The 18,038-nt window shown below is 68.9% G+C and carries 14 protein-coding genes and 2 pseudogenes; 6 read left to right on the top strand and 10 right to left on the bottom strand.

Features of this window, described 5'->3' with window-relative positions:
• Together KUF83_RS03480 and KUF83_RS03475 are read left to right on the top strand one after the other, a co-directional pair.
• Positions 1–431, top strand: a pseudogene (locus tag KUF83_RS03480) (hypothetical protein); the annotation flags it as partial.
• Positions 432–532: 101 nt separating this feature from the next.
• Positions 533–931, top strand: a complete 399-nt coding sequence (locus tag KUF83_RS03475) for a MerR family transcriptional regulator (RefSeq protein WP_217453016.1) — start codon at positions 533–535, stop codon at positions 929–931.
• Positions 932–1,147: 216 nt separating this feature from the next.
• Here KUF83_RS03475 and KUF83_RS03470 read toward each other — a convergent pair whose 3' ends face one another.
• From KUF83_RS03470 to KUF83_RS03460, 3 genes are all read right to left on the bottom strand, one after another.
• On the bottom strand, positions 1,148–2,083 hold the full coding sequence (locus KUF83_RS03470) for an NADP-dependent oxidoreductase (protein WP_217453015.1): 936 nt from the start codon (positions 2,081–2,083) through the stop codon (positions 1,148–1,150).
• Positions 2,084–2,886: 803 nt separating this feature from the next.
• Positions 2,887–4,959 carry a GMC oxidoreductase gene (locus KUF83_RS03465; protein WP_217453014.1) on the bottom strand — a complete coding sequence of 691 codons (2,073 nt, stop codon included), beginning with the start codon at positions 4,957–4,959 and terminating at the stop codon, positions 2,887–2,889.
• 570 nt (positions 4,960–5,529) lie between these two features.
• Positions 5,530–7,320: an amidohydrolase gene (locus KUF83_RS03460; RefSeq protein WP_217453013.1), complete on the bottom strand. Its 1,791-nt coding sequence runs from the start codon at positions 7,318–7,320 to the stop codon at positions 5,530–5,532.
• A gap of 131 nt (positions 7,321–7,451) precedes the next feature.
• Here KUF83_RS03460 and KUF83_RS03455 point away from each other — a divergent pair, with 131 nt between their 5' ends.
• Positions 7,452–8,429 carry a LacI family DNA-binding transcriptional regulator gene (locus KUF83_RS03455; RefSeq protein WP_217453012.1) on the top strand — a complete coding sequence of 326 codons (978 nt, stop codon included), beginning with the start codon at positions 7,452–7,454 and terminating at the stop codon, positions 8,427–8,429.
• 53 nt (positions 8,430–8,482) lie between these two features.
• Here the strand turns inward: KUF83_RS03455 and KUF83_RS03450 are convergent, their stop codons facing one another.
• The 7 genes and pseudogenes from KUF83_RS03450 to KUF83_RS03425 form a co-directional block, all read right to left on the bottom strand.
• Complete coding sequence (locus KUF83_RS03450; RefSeq protein WP_254643292.1) at positions 8,483–9,379, bottom strand: formylglycine-generating enzyme family protein; 897 nt, start codon at positions 9,377–9,379, stop codon at positions 8,483–8,485.
• A gap of 99 nt (positions 9,380–9,478) precedes the next feature.
• Positions 9,479–10,855, bottom strand: a complete 1,377-nt coding sequence (locus KUF83_RS03445) for an MFS transporter (protein WP_217453010.1) — start codon at positions 10,853–10,855, stop codon at positions 9,479–9,481.
• Between the two features lie 109 nt (positions 10,856–10,964).
• Complete coding sequence (locus KUF83_RS03440; protein ID WP_217453009.1) at positions 10,965–12,731, bottom strand: sulfatase; 1,767 nt, start codon at positions 12,729–12,731, stop codon at positions 10,965–10,967.
• Positions 12,728–13,324 (bottom strand): PadR family transcriptional regulator, encoded by a 597-nt coding sequence (locus KUF83_RS03435; RefSeq protein WP_217453008.1) that lies wholly within the window; start codon positions 13,322–13,324, stop codon positions 12,728–12,730. Before KUF83_RS03435 ends, KUF83_RS03440 begins: the two co-directional genes overlap by 4 nt.
• 188 nt (positions 13,325–13,512) lie before the next feature.
• Positions 13,513–13,788 (bottom strand): hypothetical protein, encoded by a 276-nt coding sequence (locus KUF83_RS03430; RefSeq protein ID WP_217453007.1) that lies wholly within the window; start codon positions 13,786–13,788, stop codon positions 13,513–13,515.
• Positions 13,789–14,199: 411 nt separating this feature from the next.
• A pseudogene (locus KUF83_RS41775) lies at positions 14,200–14,475 on the bottom strand (xanthine dehydrogenase family protein molybdopterin-binding subunit); the annotation flags it as partial.
• A 109-nt stretch (positions 14,476–14,584) separates the two neighbouring features.
• The gene (locus KUF83_RS03425; protein WP_217453006.1) at positions 14,585–15,259 is read right to left on the bottom strand and encodes a TetR/AcrR family transcriptional regulator; all 675 of its coding nucleotides are present in this window, start codon (positions 15,257–15,259) and stop codon (positions 14,585–14,587) included.
• Positions 15,260–15,386: 127 nt separating this feature from the next.
• Here KUF83_RS03425 and KUF83_RS03420 point away from each other — a divergent pair, with 127 nt between their 5' ends.
• Genes KUF83_RS03420 through KUF83_RS03410 form a run of 3 tightly spaced genes read left to right on the top strand, consistent with a single transcriptional unit; the run spans position 15,387 to position 18,017 of the window.
• Positions 15,387–15,581, top strand: a complete 195-nt coding sequence (locus tag KUF83_RS03420) for a ferredoxin (RefSeq protein ID WP_217453005.1) — start codon at positions 15,387–15,389, stop codon at positions 15,579–15,581.
• Positions 15,578–16,786 (top strand): FAD-dependent oxidoreductase, encoded by a 1,209-nt coding sequence (locus tag KUF83_RS03415; RefSeq protein WP_308402900.1) that lies wholly within the window; start codon positions 15,578–15,580, stop codon positions 16,784–16,786. The genes KUF83_RS03420 and KUF83_RS03415 overlap by 4 nt, the downstream gene beginning before the upstream one ends.
• Positions 16,787–16,805: 19 nt before the next feature.
• Complete coding sequence (locus KUF83_RS03410; protein WP_217453004.1) at positions 16,806–18,017, top strand: cytochrome P450; 1,212 nt, start codon at positions 16,806–16,808, stop codon at positions 18,015–18,017.
• The last annotated feature ends 21 nt before the right edge of the window (positions 18,018–18,038 follow it).

Here is an 18,038-nt window from a genome sequence, read left to right as displayed (position 1 = left end):
TGGTCGACTTCGTCGACAACCCCTGGCTCGGCGAACTCCTGCACACCCTGCGGGAGAACCAGGTGCTGATCTCGCTGATCTGCCACGCCCCGATCGCCATGGCCTCGGCCAAGTATCGGGTGAGCCCCGAGGGCACCGTTGTCACCGACCCCGAGCACGCCTTCAAGGGCGTGCGTGTGACCACGGTCGCAAAGTCCGCCGAACTCTTCGTCCTCAGCAACGGCTACCTCAAGATCCCCGGCAAGAAGGTACGCATGGGCTACTTCATCGACGAAGCCCTTAAAAACGCCGGCTACCAGGTGCAGACCACCACCAACCCCGCCGCCGTCAAGGTCATCTGGGAGGAGGACGTTCGCCTGCTCACCAGCAACGGCCCCCATGCCATCGACGAACACGCCGCACGCCTGCGCACCCTCCTGGCTGGCCACTGACCCTCCCTCTCCCGGCTCAGGGCGTCGACATCAGTTACACTCAAACCTCACGCTGACGTCAGATATAGCTCTGGTGGGGCACCAAACAGCTAGGAGTAACCATGCGGATCGGAGAGGTCGCCGAACAGGCGGGGGTGAGCGTTCGGGCGCTGCGTTACTACGAAGAGCAGCGGCTGCTCGGCCCCACGCGTACCGCCGGGGGGCAGCGGGAGTACCAGGACGGCTCGGTCGAGCGGGTCAAGATGATCCAGCAGTTGTACGCCGCCGGCCTGTCGAGCAGGCTCGTTCGCGAGATCCTGCCGCGGTGCATGAACGAAGGCGCTGCGCCCCATGGGTTCACCGACAGCCTTATCACCGAACGGGCCCGCATCAACCGCCAGATCAACGACCTGACGGCAGTGCGCGCCCGCCTCGACGAGATCATCGCTGTGGCGACGGACCCCAGTCACCCGCATCACCGCCACCCCGTACGTGCCGGCGTCGCCGCCAGCACCGCCTGAATCGGTACCCAGTACCGGCTGAATCGGCCTGCCGCACACTGCTCACAAGCAGTGTGCGGCAGGCCGATTCAGCGACAGACCTCACCGTGGCTGCAGGGTCGTACGAGCCGGCGCCTCGTCCGCAACCGCACGGTCCCGCCGCAGATGGTGCGACCGACCGGGGCGCAGTCTGCGCCCCGGTCGGTCGCGTCACAGGCGTACGAGAGGGCGTCGTGCTCACTCCATGGTGAGGACGACACGTCCCTGGATCCCGCCCTTGATCATGCGCGCGTAGGCCTGCGCGGCCTCCTGTAGCGGGTAGGTCTCGGCCACGCGCAACGCCAGGTCGCCCGCAGCGGCCAGATCGGACAGCGTCGAAAGCATGGCTCCGTCCGGGCCGACCTGTGTCAGCAGGACCCGGATGCCCCGCTCGCTCTGGGGCAGGGCGTCGATCCGTGTGGTCACGAACCTGCCGCCGTCGGTCACCGCTGCGATGACGGCCTGTCCCAGCATGGCGGTGTCCAGGACGGCGTCGACTCCTTCGGGGCGCACCGCGCGGACGGCCTCGGCCGGCGTCTGCGAGGCCGGCACGTACAGGTCGGCGCCCGCCACCTTGGTCGCGAAGTCGCCGTCGGGCGAGAGGTCGGTGGCGATGACCACGGCTCCCCGGCGCTTGGCCAGTTGCACCGCGTAGCCGCCGACCGCGCCCTCCGCGCCGGTGATGAGGACGGTCTGGCCTGCCTGGATGCCGAGCAGTTCGACGGACTGGGCCGCGGTCAGGCCGTTGAGCGGGATGGTGGCGGCGTGGACCGGGTCGACGCCCGCGGGCGCCGCAGCGATCGCCTGGGGAGGAACCACGATGTACTCGGCCTGCCCCCGGTTCAGGCCCAGGGGCAAGGCGTGGCTGAACGCGATGACCGGCTGTCCGGGCGTCCAGTGGCTGCCCGGGCCGACCGCGTCGACCACGCCCGCGACGTCCCAGCCGAGGCCGTACGCGGTCCCCTCCGGGGGGGCGGGGAAGTAGCCCCGGCTCCAAGCCGCCGCATCGGCCGGGTTGAGCGTGGCCGCCTGGACCCTGATGCGAATCTCGCTCAGGCCCGGAACCGGCTTGTCGACCTCGGCGACCTCGACCACATCCGGGCCGCCGAGCGATCGGTAGACGGCTGCGCGCATGAGTACTCCTTTGTCGGTCGCGGCTGCTCACGGCAGGCGCGGAAGATCGTTGATGGCAGGGCAGTGAGGTCCGCAGGGGGCTGCGGAGCTCCAACAGCCACCACGCTAAAACCTGACGCCAGCGTCAGGTGCAAGTCGGCTTGGCCTGCCGTCCCGATCCCCAGGCGTGATCGGGCGACCAGACGTTCGGGCAGCTCGTTGCGCCGCACAGCGAGTCAGCCGGTGCCGCGCCCCTTCTAGGCGTCGGCGGTGTCAGGCGCCCACTGCCGCATCATCCGGGCGGTGCGGATGGCCCGGATCCAGTGCGTAGCCCCGAAGGACGGGCCGCCCGGGGGTTGGTGAGCGGCCACTGTTGCCTGCAGCTTCTCCAGTTCTCGCAGCCGGATGCCCGTGCCGGTCCGCCTCCGCACGCGTGAGGGGGCCGCTGGGCGTGGTTCGAGGAAGGAGACCAGCAAGGCGCGCAGTGCGGTCTCGTCTCGGCCGGTTCAGGATGAAGCTGACCGTGCTTGGCCTCCCCACGTGGTTGACCGGGTCGTCGAACACCTTGGCGGGTTCATATCCGGACGCGGGGCCATGGGCGGCATGGTCCTGGCCATGCTCGACCAGCAATCGTCGGCACCGCGCTGCCATGTATCACCCTGGGCGGCGAGAACGGCTGCCCCACGGAGATCGAGACCGTACTGGCAGCCCGTACCCTCGTCCGCCAGGCTATGGCGCTCGGCGTCCCCGGGTGGGGCAGATCGCCGCCGTTATCAGCCCCACCGGCCCGGGTGTGCGACGCTCCGGGCGGGTGGCCCGCGCTGTTATGTGCCGGCTATTGCCATTTCCTCGGCGCAGCGGTAGGCCAGCGCCAGGATGGTCAGTACCGGGTTCACACCGCCGTTAGTGACATGCAGGGACGCGTCCATGACCCATAGGCCGGGATGGCCGTGCACTCGCCCGAAGGGATCGGTCACCGAGGTTGCCGGGTCCGCACCCATGCGGGCGGTCCCCGCCTGGTGCTGGCCCGCGGACAGCCCTGTTGCCACGGGGGTCGTCCACACTCGGCGCGCACCGGATGCGTGCATCCAGGCCAGAGCCCGCTCGCGCAACGCTTCCGCGGCCCGGACACTTTCCGGATGCTGCACCCCAGAGAGCCGGACCACGGTGTCACCGCCGGAGTCGAGCACTCCGGAGGCGAGGGTCACCCTCGCCTCCGGGTTCGGGATCTCCTGGATCGGGCCCATGATGTGCGAGGTGCGTAGGTAGGAGTCCCGCATCCAGCCCTTTGCCGCGTGCCCCCAACGCGGTGCTTCTGGTGGCATTGCCCAGGCACGGAACAACACGGGTATCTTCACCGTTTCGTTGGCCAGTACCCCGCCCCCCACCACGTCGCCGCCCAGATTGTGCATGTAGTCGCAGGTCGCTATCGACACCCCCGGACCTTGGAGATCCTGCACCGGTTCGTCGAACAACCCGAACACCCCGGTGTAGTTGTGCCCTTGCAGGTGCCGTCCGACCTGGTCCGAACGGTTTCCCAAGCCCGTGGGAGCCTTGTCGGTGGCGCTGGCCAGCAACAGCCGAGCGGTCTCGATCGCTCCGGCAGCCAGGACCACGGCCCCGGCGCGCACTTCGACCCGAGCACCCGTGTCCATGTCGCGCACCACCACACCGGTGGCACGTCCGGTGCCGTCGACCAGGACTCGCTGTGCCCGCTGCCCGCTGACGAGGCGGCACAGGCCCGTCTTCAGGGCAAGCGGGATGACGGTGTTGTGGACACCGGCGCGGGCATCGACCGGGCAGCCGAAGCCGACGCACTCACCGCAGCGCACACAGGCGGCGCGTCCGTCACGTGGGCGGGAGTTGAGCAGCAGCGGCACCGGCCCGGTGGTGAGGCCGAGGGCCGCGGCACCTTTGCGGAGCACGTCGGCCTCCCGCGTCGACGGCTGAGCAGGCATCGGGTACTCACGGCTGCGAAAGCCCTGGCACCGGTGCGCCTGTCCGTCCCCGCAGACACCGAACTCTTGCTCGGCGCGCGTGTAGTGACGCTCGAGATCGTCATAGGTCAGCGGCCAGTCCGCGAGCGAACTGCCTTCGGGTACGCCATATCGCGACGCCATGCGGAAGTCGTCGGGTTGGAACCGCCACGCCATGCCCTGATAGACGCGGGTGCCGCCGCCGACCGTCATCGCGTTGTTGTGCCAATCCCCGTGATAGGGCTCCTCGACGCGGCGGTCCGGTCTGCCCGGTTCAGCCACCACACGTGGATTGCCGACGTAGTCAGGCCCGGTGGTGTGTCCGTAGGCGGGGAATCGGTGATTGGCGAGATGGTCGTGCCCGATCTCCTCGTACGTGAGGAAACGTCCACGTTCCAACAGCAGCACCTGGGCCCCAGCCGCGGTCAGGACACGGGCCGCCACTCCGCCACCCGCGCCCGCCCCGACGACGATGACGTCCCATGTGCGGTGGAGAGCTTCGGGACCTGACTCGATGGGGCGAGCATGATGGACCGGCAGTTCTGTCCGCTGTTTCGGTGACGGGTCGTATCCGAGCCCCTCCCAGGATTCGCTTTCCCTTCGCCCGTAGTATCCGTGGGCGGCCACGGTGGCCATCGTCTCAACGAAATCGGCAGGTGAGACCGTCCACCCCGGCCGAGCCCGAGCCGCCTCCAACTCGGCGACCAGCTCAGCTCCCAGAACGGCTCCCGATGCGAGTTCGGCGGACAGAGCATCCAGGCCGGGGCTGAACAGCTGGCCCCAGTACGTCGCGTGGTCGCGATCAGCGAGGCCGTCCATCCAGCTCAGCAGCCCGGCCCCGGTCGCATCGGGCTGTGAATCCGCCGGTATGAGAATGTCGAGCAACTCGGCGAGCCGCGCCCGGTAGGGATAGGGAATCATGGTGCTGGCCTCTCTCCGATCACACGGGCTTGCGAACGGCCCGGCGCATTCTGTCCAACGGCCCGCCACGCCGGGGCATCGAAAGCATCATGGGAGGACGGACCGTGAGGTCAGGTCTGGTTGCTGCATGCGGAGTCGAAGGACTGTATGCCGGGGGGCGAGGCCGAAACCGTTTGAGGATCCGGAGGGCTTCGGGCACCCAGCGCGGTGGTCCATTCCGCGTCTTCCACTCGGCGGAAACGGGTCCACCGTAGCCGGTGACGGTAAGGGCGTGGAAGCAGCTCTCCGAGGGGACGTCACCACGACTGGCGGAGACGAAGCCTCAGCCGCGACACGGGTTGCCCCAGGGAAGGTGTGAGGAGAGGCACTCGGAACGGCCACGATGTCGCAGCCTTCGTAGGTGCTCTACACCAGGCCAGAGGCGAGTGCCAAACTCTGCGTCTGCGTCTTGCAGTAGGCGGGGTGGGCCCGGGGCGTGCCTCCCTAAACGATGAGGATGCCCACGCGCCGGGACCTGACGGCCGGATCTTGCTGACCTGCAACGAGACCCCCAGTGAGTGCATGCCCGTGTTAGGAAAGGGTCTCGTACGAGCCGTGGACCGGCTTGCCGCCGACCAGGGTGAGCAGCACCCGGGTGTTGCCGATGTCGTCGGCCGGGATCTTGAGGATGTTGCGGTCGAGGACGATCAGGTCGGCGAGCTTGCCCACCTCGATGGAGCCGGTGCGGTGCTCCTGGCGGAGTTGGTAGGCGCCGTGGAGGGTGGCGGCGCGGATCGCGGTGCGGCGCTGCAGACGCTGGCTGGGGGTCATCGTGCCGTACTTGGTGTACGCGGTGCCGGGGAGAGCGGTGCGGGTGATGACGGTACGCAGCGCGTTCCATTCGTTGAGGGGGTCGACGGGCCAGTCGCTGCCGAGGGAGACACGGCCGCCGGCGCGGAAGATCGCGCCCTCGGGCTCGAAGTTCTCGTATCGCTCGGGGCCGAGGTAGGGCTCGACGCTGTCTGTGGAGTCGGGGCCGGGCTTGGCCCAGTGGAAGCCCATCGAAGCCACGACGTCGAGGCGGTGGAAGCGCGGGATGTCGGCGGGGGAGACGAGTTCGGCGTGGGCGATGGTCAGGCGGTTGCGCCTGTGTCCGGCGCGGCGGACGGCCCCGAAGGCGTTGAGGGCGACCTGGACGGCGTGGTCACCGATGGCGTGCGTATGCGGGTCGAACCCGGCGGCGGCCACCTCGGTGAAGAAGGCGTCGAGTCTGTCCTGCGGCCAGTACACGGTGCCTTTGCGGGTGCCGGGGACCATGTGACCGTGACCGTCGTCGACGAGGTACGACTCCAGGACCGCGGCCGTTTGTGCGGGCGCCTGGAGCACGCCGTCGAGGAACACCTTGACGTTGCCGACATGAACATCCGGCCGGGCCCTGAGCGCGCCGGTGTCGTAGCGTCGGCGCAGCCTCTTCAGCCGGGGCAGCGGGTTCTCATCGGACAGGTCGACCAGCGGCGCGAAGTGCGCGCGGGCGGTGAGCTTGCCCTGCTCGGCCAGCGTGGCGTAGGCACGGAGCATGTTCTCGTCGGCTGCCGCGTCCATGAAGGTCGTGACGCCCTGGGCACGCAGCGCGGCGAGGGCCGCTTCGGCGTAGCGGAGGTTGTCGGCGTCGGTCGGGGGCGGCAGGACGGCGCCGATTAGGGCGGTGGCGCTGTCCTGGAGGATCCCGGTGGGCTCACCCGCCGCGTCGCGCTCGATGATCCCGCCCGCCGGGTCGGGGGTGTCCTTGGTGATTTGGGCGAGCTCCAGAGCGCGGCTGTTGACGAGCATGGTGTGGAAGTCGCTGGAGGAGATCGCGATGGGCCGCTCGGTGGTGAGGCCGTCGAGGTCCTTGCGCGTCACGGTGACCCCGGTCGGCCTCATCGCCTGCACGTACCAGTGCGAGCCGATCACCCAGCCGAGCGGCTCCTGGTCGGCGCTCTCGGCGAGATACGCGGAGATTCTGTCCAGGAACTCGGCAACGGTCAGCGACGCGTAGGCGAAGTCCAGGTTCAGCAGTCCGCTGCCGCCGGCCAGGCTGTGCAGGTGACCGTCGTGCAGGCCCGGCATGACCATCCGGCCGCCCAGGTCCACCACTTGTGTGCGCCTGCCGATGTAGTGCGCGGCGCCGTTGTCCGTGCCGACATAGATGATCTTTCCGTCCCGGACGGCGACGGCCTTCCTGATGCTGTCGCGGGCGTCGACCGTCCAGACGTAGCCGTTGCGCAGGACCAGATCGGCCTCGGCGGAGGACGCCGCCGCATCGGTGGCCGGCAGCGCGGCGGTCGTGGGGATGGCGGCCATTGCGGCCAGGACTGCACGGCGTGCGAGCCGGTGCTCCACGGGATTCTCCCTGTGATCGGGGGTCGAGAGCGCAGATGATTCGTGGTTGCCCTGGCAACCACAAGGCCGTGAGGTCTTCGAAATCGGTGGAGAAACCCGCGTGAAACACGTGTATCCGTAGTCTGTATGCCATGGGACGGGTGAGAATCATCGATGTGGCGGCCGCCGCCGAGGTGTCACGGGCCACCGTCACCAACGCGCTCAACGGCACCGGGCGGATGAGCGCCGCGACCCGGGTGCGAGTCCGGGCCATCGCGACCCAGCTCGGTTACCGGACTCCGGCCAGGACCCTGGCGCTGGCCGTCACGGCCTTCCCCGACATGCCGTGGAACTTCCTGGAGATCGCCTACTACCGGGCCGCGGTCAACGCGGCGATGGCGGCGGCGCACCAGCACGGCTTCGGTCTGACGGTACTGCCCGCGGGAGCGACCGGCTGGGAGTCGGTCGCCGCCGACGGAGCGCTGATCCTCGACCCATCCGAAGACCACCCCCTCACCGAAGGGGCCGCCCACGCCGGCATCCCGGTCACCTTCCTGGGGCGTCCCCCCACCCTGCGCGGCAGCTGGATCGACAACGACCACGACGTATCGACCAGGGCTGTCCTCGATCATCTCGCCACACAGGGCGCCCACTGGATCACTCTGATCGCCTCCTCGGCTACCGACCTCTACACCCGCAGCTGCGTCGCCGCCTACCGCGCCTGGTGCCGCGCCAACGGACGCCCCGAGCGGATCGTCGACTGGGAGCCCGGCCAGGACCCGGCCGAAGCCGCGCTGGCCGGGCGCCCCGACGCCGTCTACGCGATCTACGAGTGGATCGGCTTCCTGCTGCTGGACGCGGCCCGCCGGCATGGACTGCGTATCCCGGACGACCTCCTGATCGCCTGCTTCTCCGAGGACCCGGCGTACGCCACGACCGATCCGCCGGTCACGACCGTGTCCCATCGCGCCACGACCGGCGGACGTCTGGCCGTCGATGCCTTGGTCGCTCGGCTGGAGACCGGGCACCAGCTCCCTTCGTTCCTGGTGCCCTCCCGGCTGACGGTTCGGCGCTCCACTCTCCGGGAGGCGCATGTTGTCCAGTGCGAGCGCGACGATCATGATCTGTAGGACGCCGCTTGTCCCGCGGCCACCGCTGGACTGATCGGCGCAGGACCGTGACCTCACTGACGGATGTCGAGGTCGCGGGCGCAGCGGAAGCCGGCGTGGCCGCTGGAGGAGTCCGGTGTGTTGGCGCTGCGGGCGGCGACTCGGTAGCGGTTGCAGTACGAGCGGTGGCACATGTGTGAGCCGCCGCGGATGACTTTGGCGCTGCCCGTGGCGGGGCCTTTCGGATCGGTGAAGGTCTCTCCGGCGCAGTGGTGAGTGGTCCACCAGTCGGCGCACCATTCCCAGACGTTGCCCGACATGTTGTACAGGCCGAAGCCGTTGGGTTCGAAGGCTGTCACCGGAGCGCTGCCGCTGTAACCGTCTTCGGCGGTGTTCCTCGACGGGAACCGCCCGCGCCAGATGTTGCACCGGTAAGTGCCTCCCGGGTCGAGTTCGTCGCCCCATGGATAGCGCTTTTGTACGAGTCCGCCACGGGCGGCGTACTCCCATTCGGCTTCGGTGGGCAGACGTTTGCCCGTCCACCGGCAGAAGGCCTGGGCGTCGTGCCAGGAGACGTGGACCACCGGGTGGTCGGGGCGTTCGGTCACGGTGCTGCCGGGTCCTTCGGGCCGGCTCCACGCAGCGTCGCGCACGGCGCACCACCACGGCGTGCGGTCCGGACGCGGTGCCCCGCGGCGCAGCACGGCTGGCAGAAAGCCCGCGAACACGTAGGACCAGCCCAGGCGTTCGGCGTCCGTCACATAGCCGGTGGCGTCGACGAAGGCGGCGAAGTCGGTGTTGGTCACCGCGCAGGTGTCGATGAGGAACGGTGCCAGGCGAACGCGGCGCACCGGTCCCTCGCCGTCGTCGGCGAAGCCCTCCTTGTCCTCGGCGCCCATCAGGAACTCGCCACCGGGCAGCATCGCCATGCCCTCTGTCGACCGGCCGTCCCGCACGGACCGTATGGGCATCCGTGGGTTCACGGTGGAGGTGGCCGTGCCGCGTGAGAGGGCGCAGCAGGGGCTGGGGGATGGGCGATGTTCCATGGCGGACTTCCGGTGGGTGGGGGGTCAGGTGGTGGACGGTGGAGGCGGTGTTCCTGCCGGGTCCTGTGCCTGGGCGCGGCGTCGGTCCAATTCCGCCTCTACGGCGGCGACATCGCGGGCATACACCGGGTAGAGCAGCGTCAGGAAGAGACCGTTGAGCACCATCAGGACGACGAGGATCCACAGGAACACCTGCCGCAGACCGATGACGTCCCCCAGGTACCCGGCGCCGAGGCTGAACATGGCCCAGGCGATGGCCTCGAAGACGTTGAGGTAGACGGTGAACGCGGCCCCGCGGAGTTCGGGGAGGGTCACGGCCATCAGCATGGGGCGGTTGACGCCGGGGTTGATGCCCTGGACCAGGCCCATCAGCCCGAAGAAGAAGGCGAACAGTCCGATGCCGCCGTAGTCGATCTGGGTGCCGAAGAACGCGACGACGGCGAAGGCGAACTGGGCTGTCTGAAGGACGACGACCAGACCGTTGCGAGGGTTGCGGCGTACGGCCCAGTCGGACAGCACGCCACCGAGGAGGGTGCCGGCGAAGTACCCGATCCCCATAGGGAGCATGACGACGGCGGCGACCTGGGTGGAGAAGCCGTACACGTCCACCAGGAAGACCACACCGAAGATGAGGAGCAGGAGGTGTCCTGACAGCAGCCGGGAGCACAGCAGGACCACGAGACTGGGGATGCGGAAGAGGGCTGCCACCTGAGCACGGTTCACCTTGGCCTGGGCGGTGCGGGTGGCCTGGTTGAGGCCGGCGAGCTGGTCCTCGGACGCTCCCGGGCCGGGATCGCGCAGCCAGAAGCACAAGGCGATGCCGACGAGCACGTTGAGTGTTCCGATTCCCCACAGGCCCCACCGCCAGCCGTCCTCGACTCCCGCCAACTGCCCGAGCAAGGGGGCGAGCAGGGACGAGGTCAGATTCAGGGTGCCGTAGAGCACGCCGACGGCCCGGCCTCGGGATCTGCTGTCGAAGAGATCGCCGATGAGCTCATTGGCGAGTGGTCCCGCTGCGGCGTAGCCGGCGCTGAGGAGTGTGCACAGGACGAGGAGCTGGGTGAAGTTCTGGGCGAAGCCGGCCCCGATACCGAAGACCCCCCAGAAACCCGAGGACACGGCCAGGACGCTCTTGCGCGAGTACCGCCGGGCGGCCCACACCCACAGCGGGCCGGTGATCACACCGGCGATCTTTCCAGCGGCGGTCAGGACGCCGAGGCCGCTCAGCGAGATGCCGAGTGCCTGCCTGATCACGGGGAAGAGACCGTTGATCAGACCGGCCTCGGTGCTGTCGACGAGCAGGGTGCCGCCGACCAGGGAGAGCTGACGCCAGCGGCCGGGTACCGCGGTCGTGGGCGGAGGCTTCGTCGTTGTGGACGGGTCCTCGATAAGCTCGGGCATGCGCCACCTCGTTCTCTGTGTCGTTTCTCTGCAGGAGTGATGCGGATCGGGTGGGAGCGTGGTCCGGTGACGGGGCGGCCACCCCGTCACCGGCCTTGGACGGTGTACGTCAGAGCTTGGCGAGTTCCTCGGCGACCAGTCGGAGCCGGTCGGTTGGCATCGTTGCGCCGACCATCGCCGCGATATCGATCAGCGACGTCGATCCCAGGAACTGCAGCAGCTCGGAATCGGCGATCGCGGGCAGGTGCCGTTTCACGACCTCGGCCGCCGCCGGATCACCGAGCAGGTGGACGGCGGGCGAGCGCAGCGAGAAGCGCCCCTCGGGATAGTTCTCTGGCCGCGGCAGCGGACGCGCCGCGCTCTCGGCCTGGGCACGCTGGGCCCGGACCAGCAGGTGGTGCTCGCCGACGGGCCCCTCGGCGGGCAGCCCGAGTCGCTCGTACTGGCTCCCATGAGCTTCGTTGCGGCGCATCAGTTCTACGAGCAGCCCGGCCATGCGCAGTTCCACCGTGTCGTCCACGAGCGGCTCCAGCTGTTCGGGGTCGCTCTGCAGGTCGAAGAGCAGCGTGCCGTGGTGGTAGGCGTTGACGAAGGTGCGCCCCGGTATCCGCAGTGTTCGCACGCCCTTGGTGAAGCCGAACGGCTCGGCCAGCTCCATGTCCACCAACTCGGCGGGGGAGAACCGCTCGCGCATATGAGTCGGCATCAGGGTGTGCTCCAGCAGTGGCGCGTTCTCCGCGGAGACGGGTGCGCGCATGTACACGTGCCGTCCGTCGGTGACGTTGACGTGGCCGCCGTGCATGCCGAACAGACCGGCCTCACGCACAGGTGCGTCGCTCTCGACGGGCAGCGGTACACCCTGCATGTCGTCGGGCCTGTCGAGGCCGAAGAACTCCAGGATCGTCGGGGCGAGGTCGATGGTTTGCACGAGTGCCTGCCGTCGCTGCCCCGCGGCCTGGGGGACCCGTGGATCCCAGACGAACAACGGCAGATGAACCAGCTCGTTGTACCAGGGCTGGACGCTCTTGCCCCACCAGCCCTTCTCGCCCAGCAGCAGCCCGTGGTCGGTGTTGACGATCAGCAGGGTGTCTTCCCACAGACCGTGCTCGTCCATGGCGTCCAGGACGCGGCCCAGCGAGTGGTCGCACATGGACAGCAGCGCCGCATACTCATGGCGGGCGTGCGCGACCTGGTCGTCCGTCTCCACCACGCGTTTGTAGTCGGGCCAGTCGAAGTGCGGACCGTCGTAGGTATGGGGGTAGAGGTTCTTGTAGCGCTGGTGGCTGAAGAACGGCTCGTGCGGGTCGAAGGTCTCGATCTGGACGAACCACCGGTCGGCGTCCCGGTTGGTCTCGATGAACTCCAGCCCCGCGTCGAAGGTGAGGGTCTGCGGATGCCGGTCCTCGGTCGGCATATACCGCCGGTTCACCCAGTCCTGCCGGTAGCCGTGCCAGCGCAGCTTCTTCAGGTCCTCCGGGATCACCGGGTCCGAGACCTGCCCCTTCCACGGGTCGCCCTCCTGTCCCCGGAAGAACTCCCAGGTGCTGTAGCGGCCGTGGTAGGTGGCGCCACCGTCCTCCCAGTAGTGCGGGTGGTCACTGGACAGGTGGGTGTGCACGCCACCACGCTTCAGCAGTTCGGGCATGGAGTCGTCGAACGGTTCCAGTGGCCCCCAACTGCGGTGCAGGAAGTTGTACCGCCCTGTGTGGATCTCACGCCGGGCGGGCATGCACGGCATCGAACCGGCGTAGGCGTTGTCGAAGGTGGCCGTACGTTCGGCGAGCCGGGCGAAGTTCGGGGCATGCGTCCGGTCATCCCCGTACGGCGGCAGCAGACGCCGGTTGAGACTGTCGAACATCACCATGATCGCCTTCATGTGGCGGTTTCCTCTCCCTGCGCCCCGTGCCTCTCACGGGGCTGCCAGTTCTCCAGGCGCCGCAGCATCTCCTCCAGCCAGGCCACCCACCGGTCCATCGAGGAGGCACCGAACAGGTGCATCGCCTCGGAGATCTCGACCGCCAACTCCCGGTCCAACCCGGGCATCGGGTCGATGAAGGCGAGGGTGCGGTCACGGTGACGGTTGCGGGCGATCTGGGCATGCCGATAGTCCAGTTCGGTCCTGATCAGATCGATCGCGGCCTGCCGGTCCAGGGGCGCGGCGAAGGCGAACCGGGTGAGGAAGTCGGGGTCCTGGAAACGGCTGGGTGGCTGGTAGGGCGATCGCACCCAGGCCATCAGCGCCTCCCGGCCTACCTCGGTGAGCCGGTACACCTTCGCGTCCGGTTTGCCCTCGCGCGGATCGATCTCGAAGGTCACCCAGCCGTTGGCCACCATCCGTCCCAACAACCGGTAGATGTGGCTGTGATGCAACCTCGACCGCAGGAACTGCCCCTCGGTCTCGACGAACTTGCGCAGGTCGTAGCCGCTCAGCGGGCGGAACGACAGCAGCGCGAGCAGCGGATATTCCATCGAGCAGCCTCACCCATATGTGCGTAGTCACCTATGCTTTCTTGATTGCACAACGGGGGTGCAGGACCGTCAAGGTGTCCGGCGGGGGCTTATCGAAGCGTTCACAATCGGCACCAGGTGCGCTCGCCGACGACGGACGTGGCCGATCCCGCCCGTCGCTTCGGTCCGCCAGGTCACCCTGGCCGGGGCTATGCCGCCTCGGCCGACTGCTGCTTGTCGGGCTGGTCAGGGCCCACCGTGGCCGACCGGGCCCGTTCGCCACAGATCGTCTTCCCTGTGGAGTTCTGCCGAGTTCCCCGACTCTGCGTCAGCTGTGCAACGGACCCGGAGACCTCGGCCTCTCCGCCGAACACCCGCGCCCGTCGCATGTGCGGCGCCGCCACCTCGCTCACCACCAGTTCGGTGACGAAGGCGGCCTCTTCCAGGCCCCAGGACACCGGCCTGCGTACGCTCTCCGAGTCCATCCGCGACACTGCCACCGCGTCCCATGTCGCAACCCACCGTCCGGCGCCCGCGTCCAGGTCCCGCTCCGCTGTCTCAATCAGGCCGTCGCGTCGGATAACAGCGCCGGCAGGCGGCCCGGCGGCAGCGGCACCTCCTCCGACTCGAACGGCAGACCTCCCAGACCGAGCGGCGGCCGGCCGGGAGTTCCAGGAAGCCGGCCGTCGCATCCGTCCACCCGCACGATGGGAAGGGACATATCAAGTGACAGCAGTGCCCGTCTCCCGCGTCGCTGATCCCAAGGCTTCGGCGTAGGCGCGTGACGTCCGTATCGTGATCAACCGAACCCGGGGAGTGCGAGGGCGCGGCGAGCGTGGCCGCGATGGCTCTCGGCGGTCAGGCCAGCCGCACCAACAGGCCCGGGACCTCGTCGGTGGCTCCATCGGATTGCGGTGGCTACGCGCCAGCCGGTACATCACATCCAGCCGCACGGCGGAGGAGCGCAGGCCCGCTTCCGGATCGCCGCGCGCGTAGTTCGTCGGATCGTTCCGCTCCGCCCGTGCAGGCCGGTCGAGGGCCGTTCGGCGTCGTACTCGACCTTGACCAGGCTCGCGCCGTGCAGCGCGGCCTCCAATGTGGTCGCCACCACGACGGCCGAAGAGCACCCGGTCGTCGTGGAACACCCGCAGGCGTCGGCCCGGAAAGTTGTCTCAGTGCCAGGCGCGTGGTCGCCCGCGTCCGCGATGCCGTCACGGCCTGCCTGTGGTCCGGCGAGCTACGGGGTGTTGTGAGTGTCCCGGTCCGGTACGGCCCCCAGCCCTACGGGGCGGTCTCAGTGAGGGGAGTGGCGTGGCTTTCGGCTGTGGCAATGGACCGGATGAGTTCGTCGACGAAGTCGTGCACGTCGCCGAGGTCCCATTCGTCTGTCGTGCTGTCTTCGAGCAGGAGGCGTCCGTGTACGGCCGACCACACCGATACAGCGGCCGCCTCGGGGGTCTGGGTCATGCGGATGCCGGTTTCGGCCAGGCGCGCGACGGCGATGCGCCAGTGGTCCGCCAGGCGTTGTCTCTCGTGCCGGTGATGGTTTCGGTTGCCGAACATCACGCGGAAGCTGGCGGGGTTGTTCTGGGCGAAGCGGCAGTAGGCGTGGGCGATTTCGGTCAGCCTGCGGGCCGGGGAGTGACCGGCCGAGGTCTCCTCCGCTCGGCCCATCTCGTCGAGGAGTTGTTCGTGGAGCGCGCTCACCGCGGCGCGTGAGAGTTCTTCCCTGTCGGCGAAGTGTCGATAGATGGCCGGGGCGGTGACTCCTGCCTCGCGCGCCACCTCCCGCAGGGACAGCGGCGCGATCTGCATCCTGCTCTCGTCGGCGATGAGCCGCAGCGTCGCCTGAAGGATCTCCTCACGGAGCTTGTCTCCTTCGCCCCGGGCGTTGCGGGGTCTGCGTTCGGTGGCGGAGCCCGCCGGTGACTTCGGGTTTCGGTCAGCGTCGGCCATGCCCTCCAGCTTCCCATAAGCTCGCACGTTGCCAGCTTACTAAACGCATGTAAATATACGTATGTAAAGTTAGAACGGGGCGGTCCCACTGAGGTGTGCCCGCGCCGTGTCCGTGAGGGGAGTTTTCATGCGCATCACGATCGAAGAGGACAAGTGCTGCGGTGCCGGCCAGTGCGTGCTGGTCGCTCCGAAGGTGTTCGACCAGCGGGACGAGGACGGTGTCGTGGTGCTGCTGGATGCCGAGCCGCCGACCGAGCAGCATGCTGCTGCCCGTGAGGCCGCGGCCGTCTGCCCGGCAGCCGTCATCGAGGTCCACGCGTGACTGCCTCGGGCGGGCTCGTCGTGGTCGGCGCGTCGGCGGCGGGCCTGGCCGCCGCCGAGGGGCTGCGCCGCGGCGGCTACGACAGCTCCATCACGCTTGTCGGCGGCGAGCCGCATCTGCCCTACGACCGGCCGCCGCTGTCCAAACAACTACTGAGCAGCGTCTGGGAGCGGGAGCGGCTGCAGCTGCGCGCGCCCGAGACATACGCCGAACTGGGCATTGAGCTCCGGCTCGGGGTCCGGGCCAAAGCACTGGACATGGCCGCCCGCCGGGTGCGGCTGGCTGATGGTGAGGAACTGGCCTACACCGAGCTGGTCGTCGGCACCGGTGCCCGCGCCCGCATGCTGCCCGGTGTGGAGCAGCTGGCCGGCGTGCACACGCTGCGCACCGTGGAGGACGCACTGGCGCTACGGTCCGCGTTGGCCACCCGCCCGCATCTGGTGATCGTCGGCGGCGGGTTCGTCGGCGCCGAGGCCGCGGCCGTGGCCCGCGGCCTTGGCTGTGAGGTGACGCTTGTTACCGACCAGCACGTGCCTCTCGCGGACGCGGTCGGCACCGAGGTCGGCAGCATGCTGGCCGAGGTGCACCGCGAGCGGGGAGTCCGGATGGTCACCGGCTCGTTTGTCGAAGAGGTGATCGCCAAGGACGGAGCCGCCGTCGGTGTGCGTCTCGCCGACGGCCGCATCCTCGACGCCCAGGCCGTCCTGGTCGGCATCGGCGCGCACCCGGAGACCGGCTGGCTCACCGGCAGCGGCCTGTCGCTGCACAACGGCGTCGACTGCGACAGCATGCTCAGGGCGGGCGACGGCGTGTGGGCCGCGGGAGATGTTGCCTCCTGGCCCGACCCGGCCTCCGGGGAGCGCCTGCGCATCGAGCACCGCACCAACGCCACCGAACAGGGCATGGCCGTCGCTCGCAATATCCTCGCCGGTCCGTCCGCGACCACGTTCCGCACCGTGCCCTACGTCTGGTCCGACCAGTACGACCTCAAGGTCCAGATATACGGCCGCACCCGAGGCGCCGACGCGGTGCACCTCGTCCACGGCAGCCTGAAGCAGCGCTCGTTCACCGTCCTGTACGTCCGCGACGGTCACGTCACCGCAGCCCTGGGCGTTGGCATGATCCGCCCGCTGCGCGCCCTGCGGCCCCTGGTCGCCGCCCGCGCGCCCTGGGACCAGGTCCGCACCAGCCTTCCCGCCGCCTGACAACCACTAGGAGACCTTCATGTCCGCCGACACCACGACCGAGGCACCAGAGTTCCCCCTGTCCCGCGGCTGCCCCTTCGCCCCGCCGGAGACCGCCACCGCCTTCCGGGACGCTGGCGCACCGCGCCGGGTGACGATCTGGAACGGCAGCCGTCCCTGGCTGATCACCCGGCACGACCAGATCCAGCAGGTCCTCGGCCCCGGCGGCCGGTTCGGCGCCGACGTCACCCATCCCGGCTTCCCCAACACCTCCAGCGCCCAGCCACACGTCGAAGGCGGCATCTTCTTCCGCAAGGACGGCGACGAGCACCTGCCAATCCGCCGCATCCTCAACCCGGACTTCACCGCCAAAGCCTCCGAAACGCTGCGCCCGCGCATCGCCGAGTTGACCGAGCAGCTCCTGGACGAGCTGCCGGCCAAGGGCCAGCCCCTCGACCTCATCGAGGAGTTCGCGCTCGCCCTGCCCACCGTGGTCATCTGCGAGGTGCTCGGCGTGCCCCTCGATCAGCGGCACGCCGTGCACGAGGCGTCCAAGAAGGTGGTGCAGCTGAGCCTGCCCCCGGAGGAGAAGCTCGCTGCCTTCCAGGAACTGGCGGAGAACATCCACCGCACCATGGCCGCCAAGCGGGACCAGCCCGACGACGGGCTGCTCTCTCGCCTGGTCAACACCTGGGTCGACGAGAAGTGCGTCCTGACCTTCGAGGACGCCGTCAATCTCGGGGTCCTCGTCATCGGCGCCGGCCACGAGACGACCGCCAACATGATCGGCCTGGGCATCCTCGCCTTCCTGCGTGAGCCCGAGCAGCGCGACACCCTCCTGTCGGACCCGCAGAAGTATGCGCCCACGGCGGTCGAGGAGATGATGCGTTACTGGAGCATGGTGCAGACCGAACCGCGACGGCTGTGCCTGCAGGACACCGAGATCGGCGGCGTCCTGATCAAGGCCGGTGAGGGTGTCATCTGTAACCTGCCCGCCGCCAACCGCGACCCCGCGGTCTTCGCCGACCCCGAACGGCTCGACATCACCCGCACCGAACGCAGGCACATCGGCTTCGGCTTCGGCGTCCACCAGTGCCTGGGCCAGAACCTGTCCCGGGTCGAGATGCAGGAAGCCTGGCCCCGCCTTTTCCGCCGCTTTCCCACGCTGCGGCTGGCGGTGGCGGAGAGCGAACTGCACTTCCACGACGACGCCCTCACCTACGGGCTCGAAGAACTGCCGGTGACCTGGTGAGCGCCCCGCAACCCGCCGAGG

Origin of the sequence: Streptomyces sp. BV286, assembly GCF_019090165.1 — a bacterium.
GTDB lineage: Bacteria > Actinomycetota > Actinomycetes > Streptomycetales > Streptomycetaceae > Streptomyces.
Note: the sequence above shows the minus strand (reverse complement) of the source record. Positions and strands in the feature narration are given on the sequence as shown.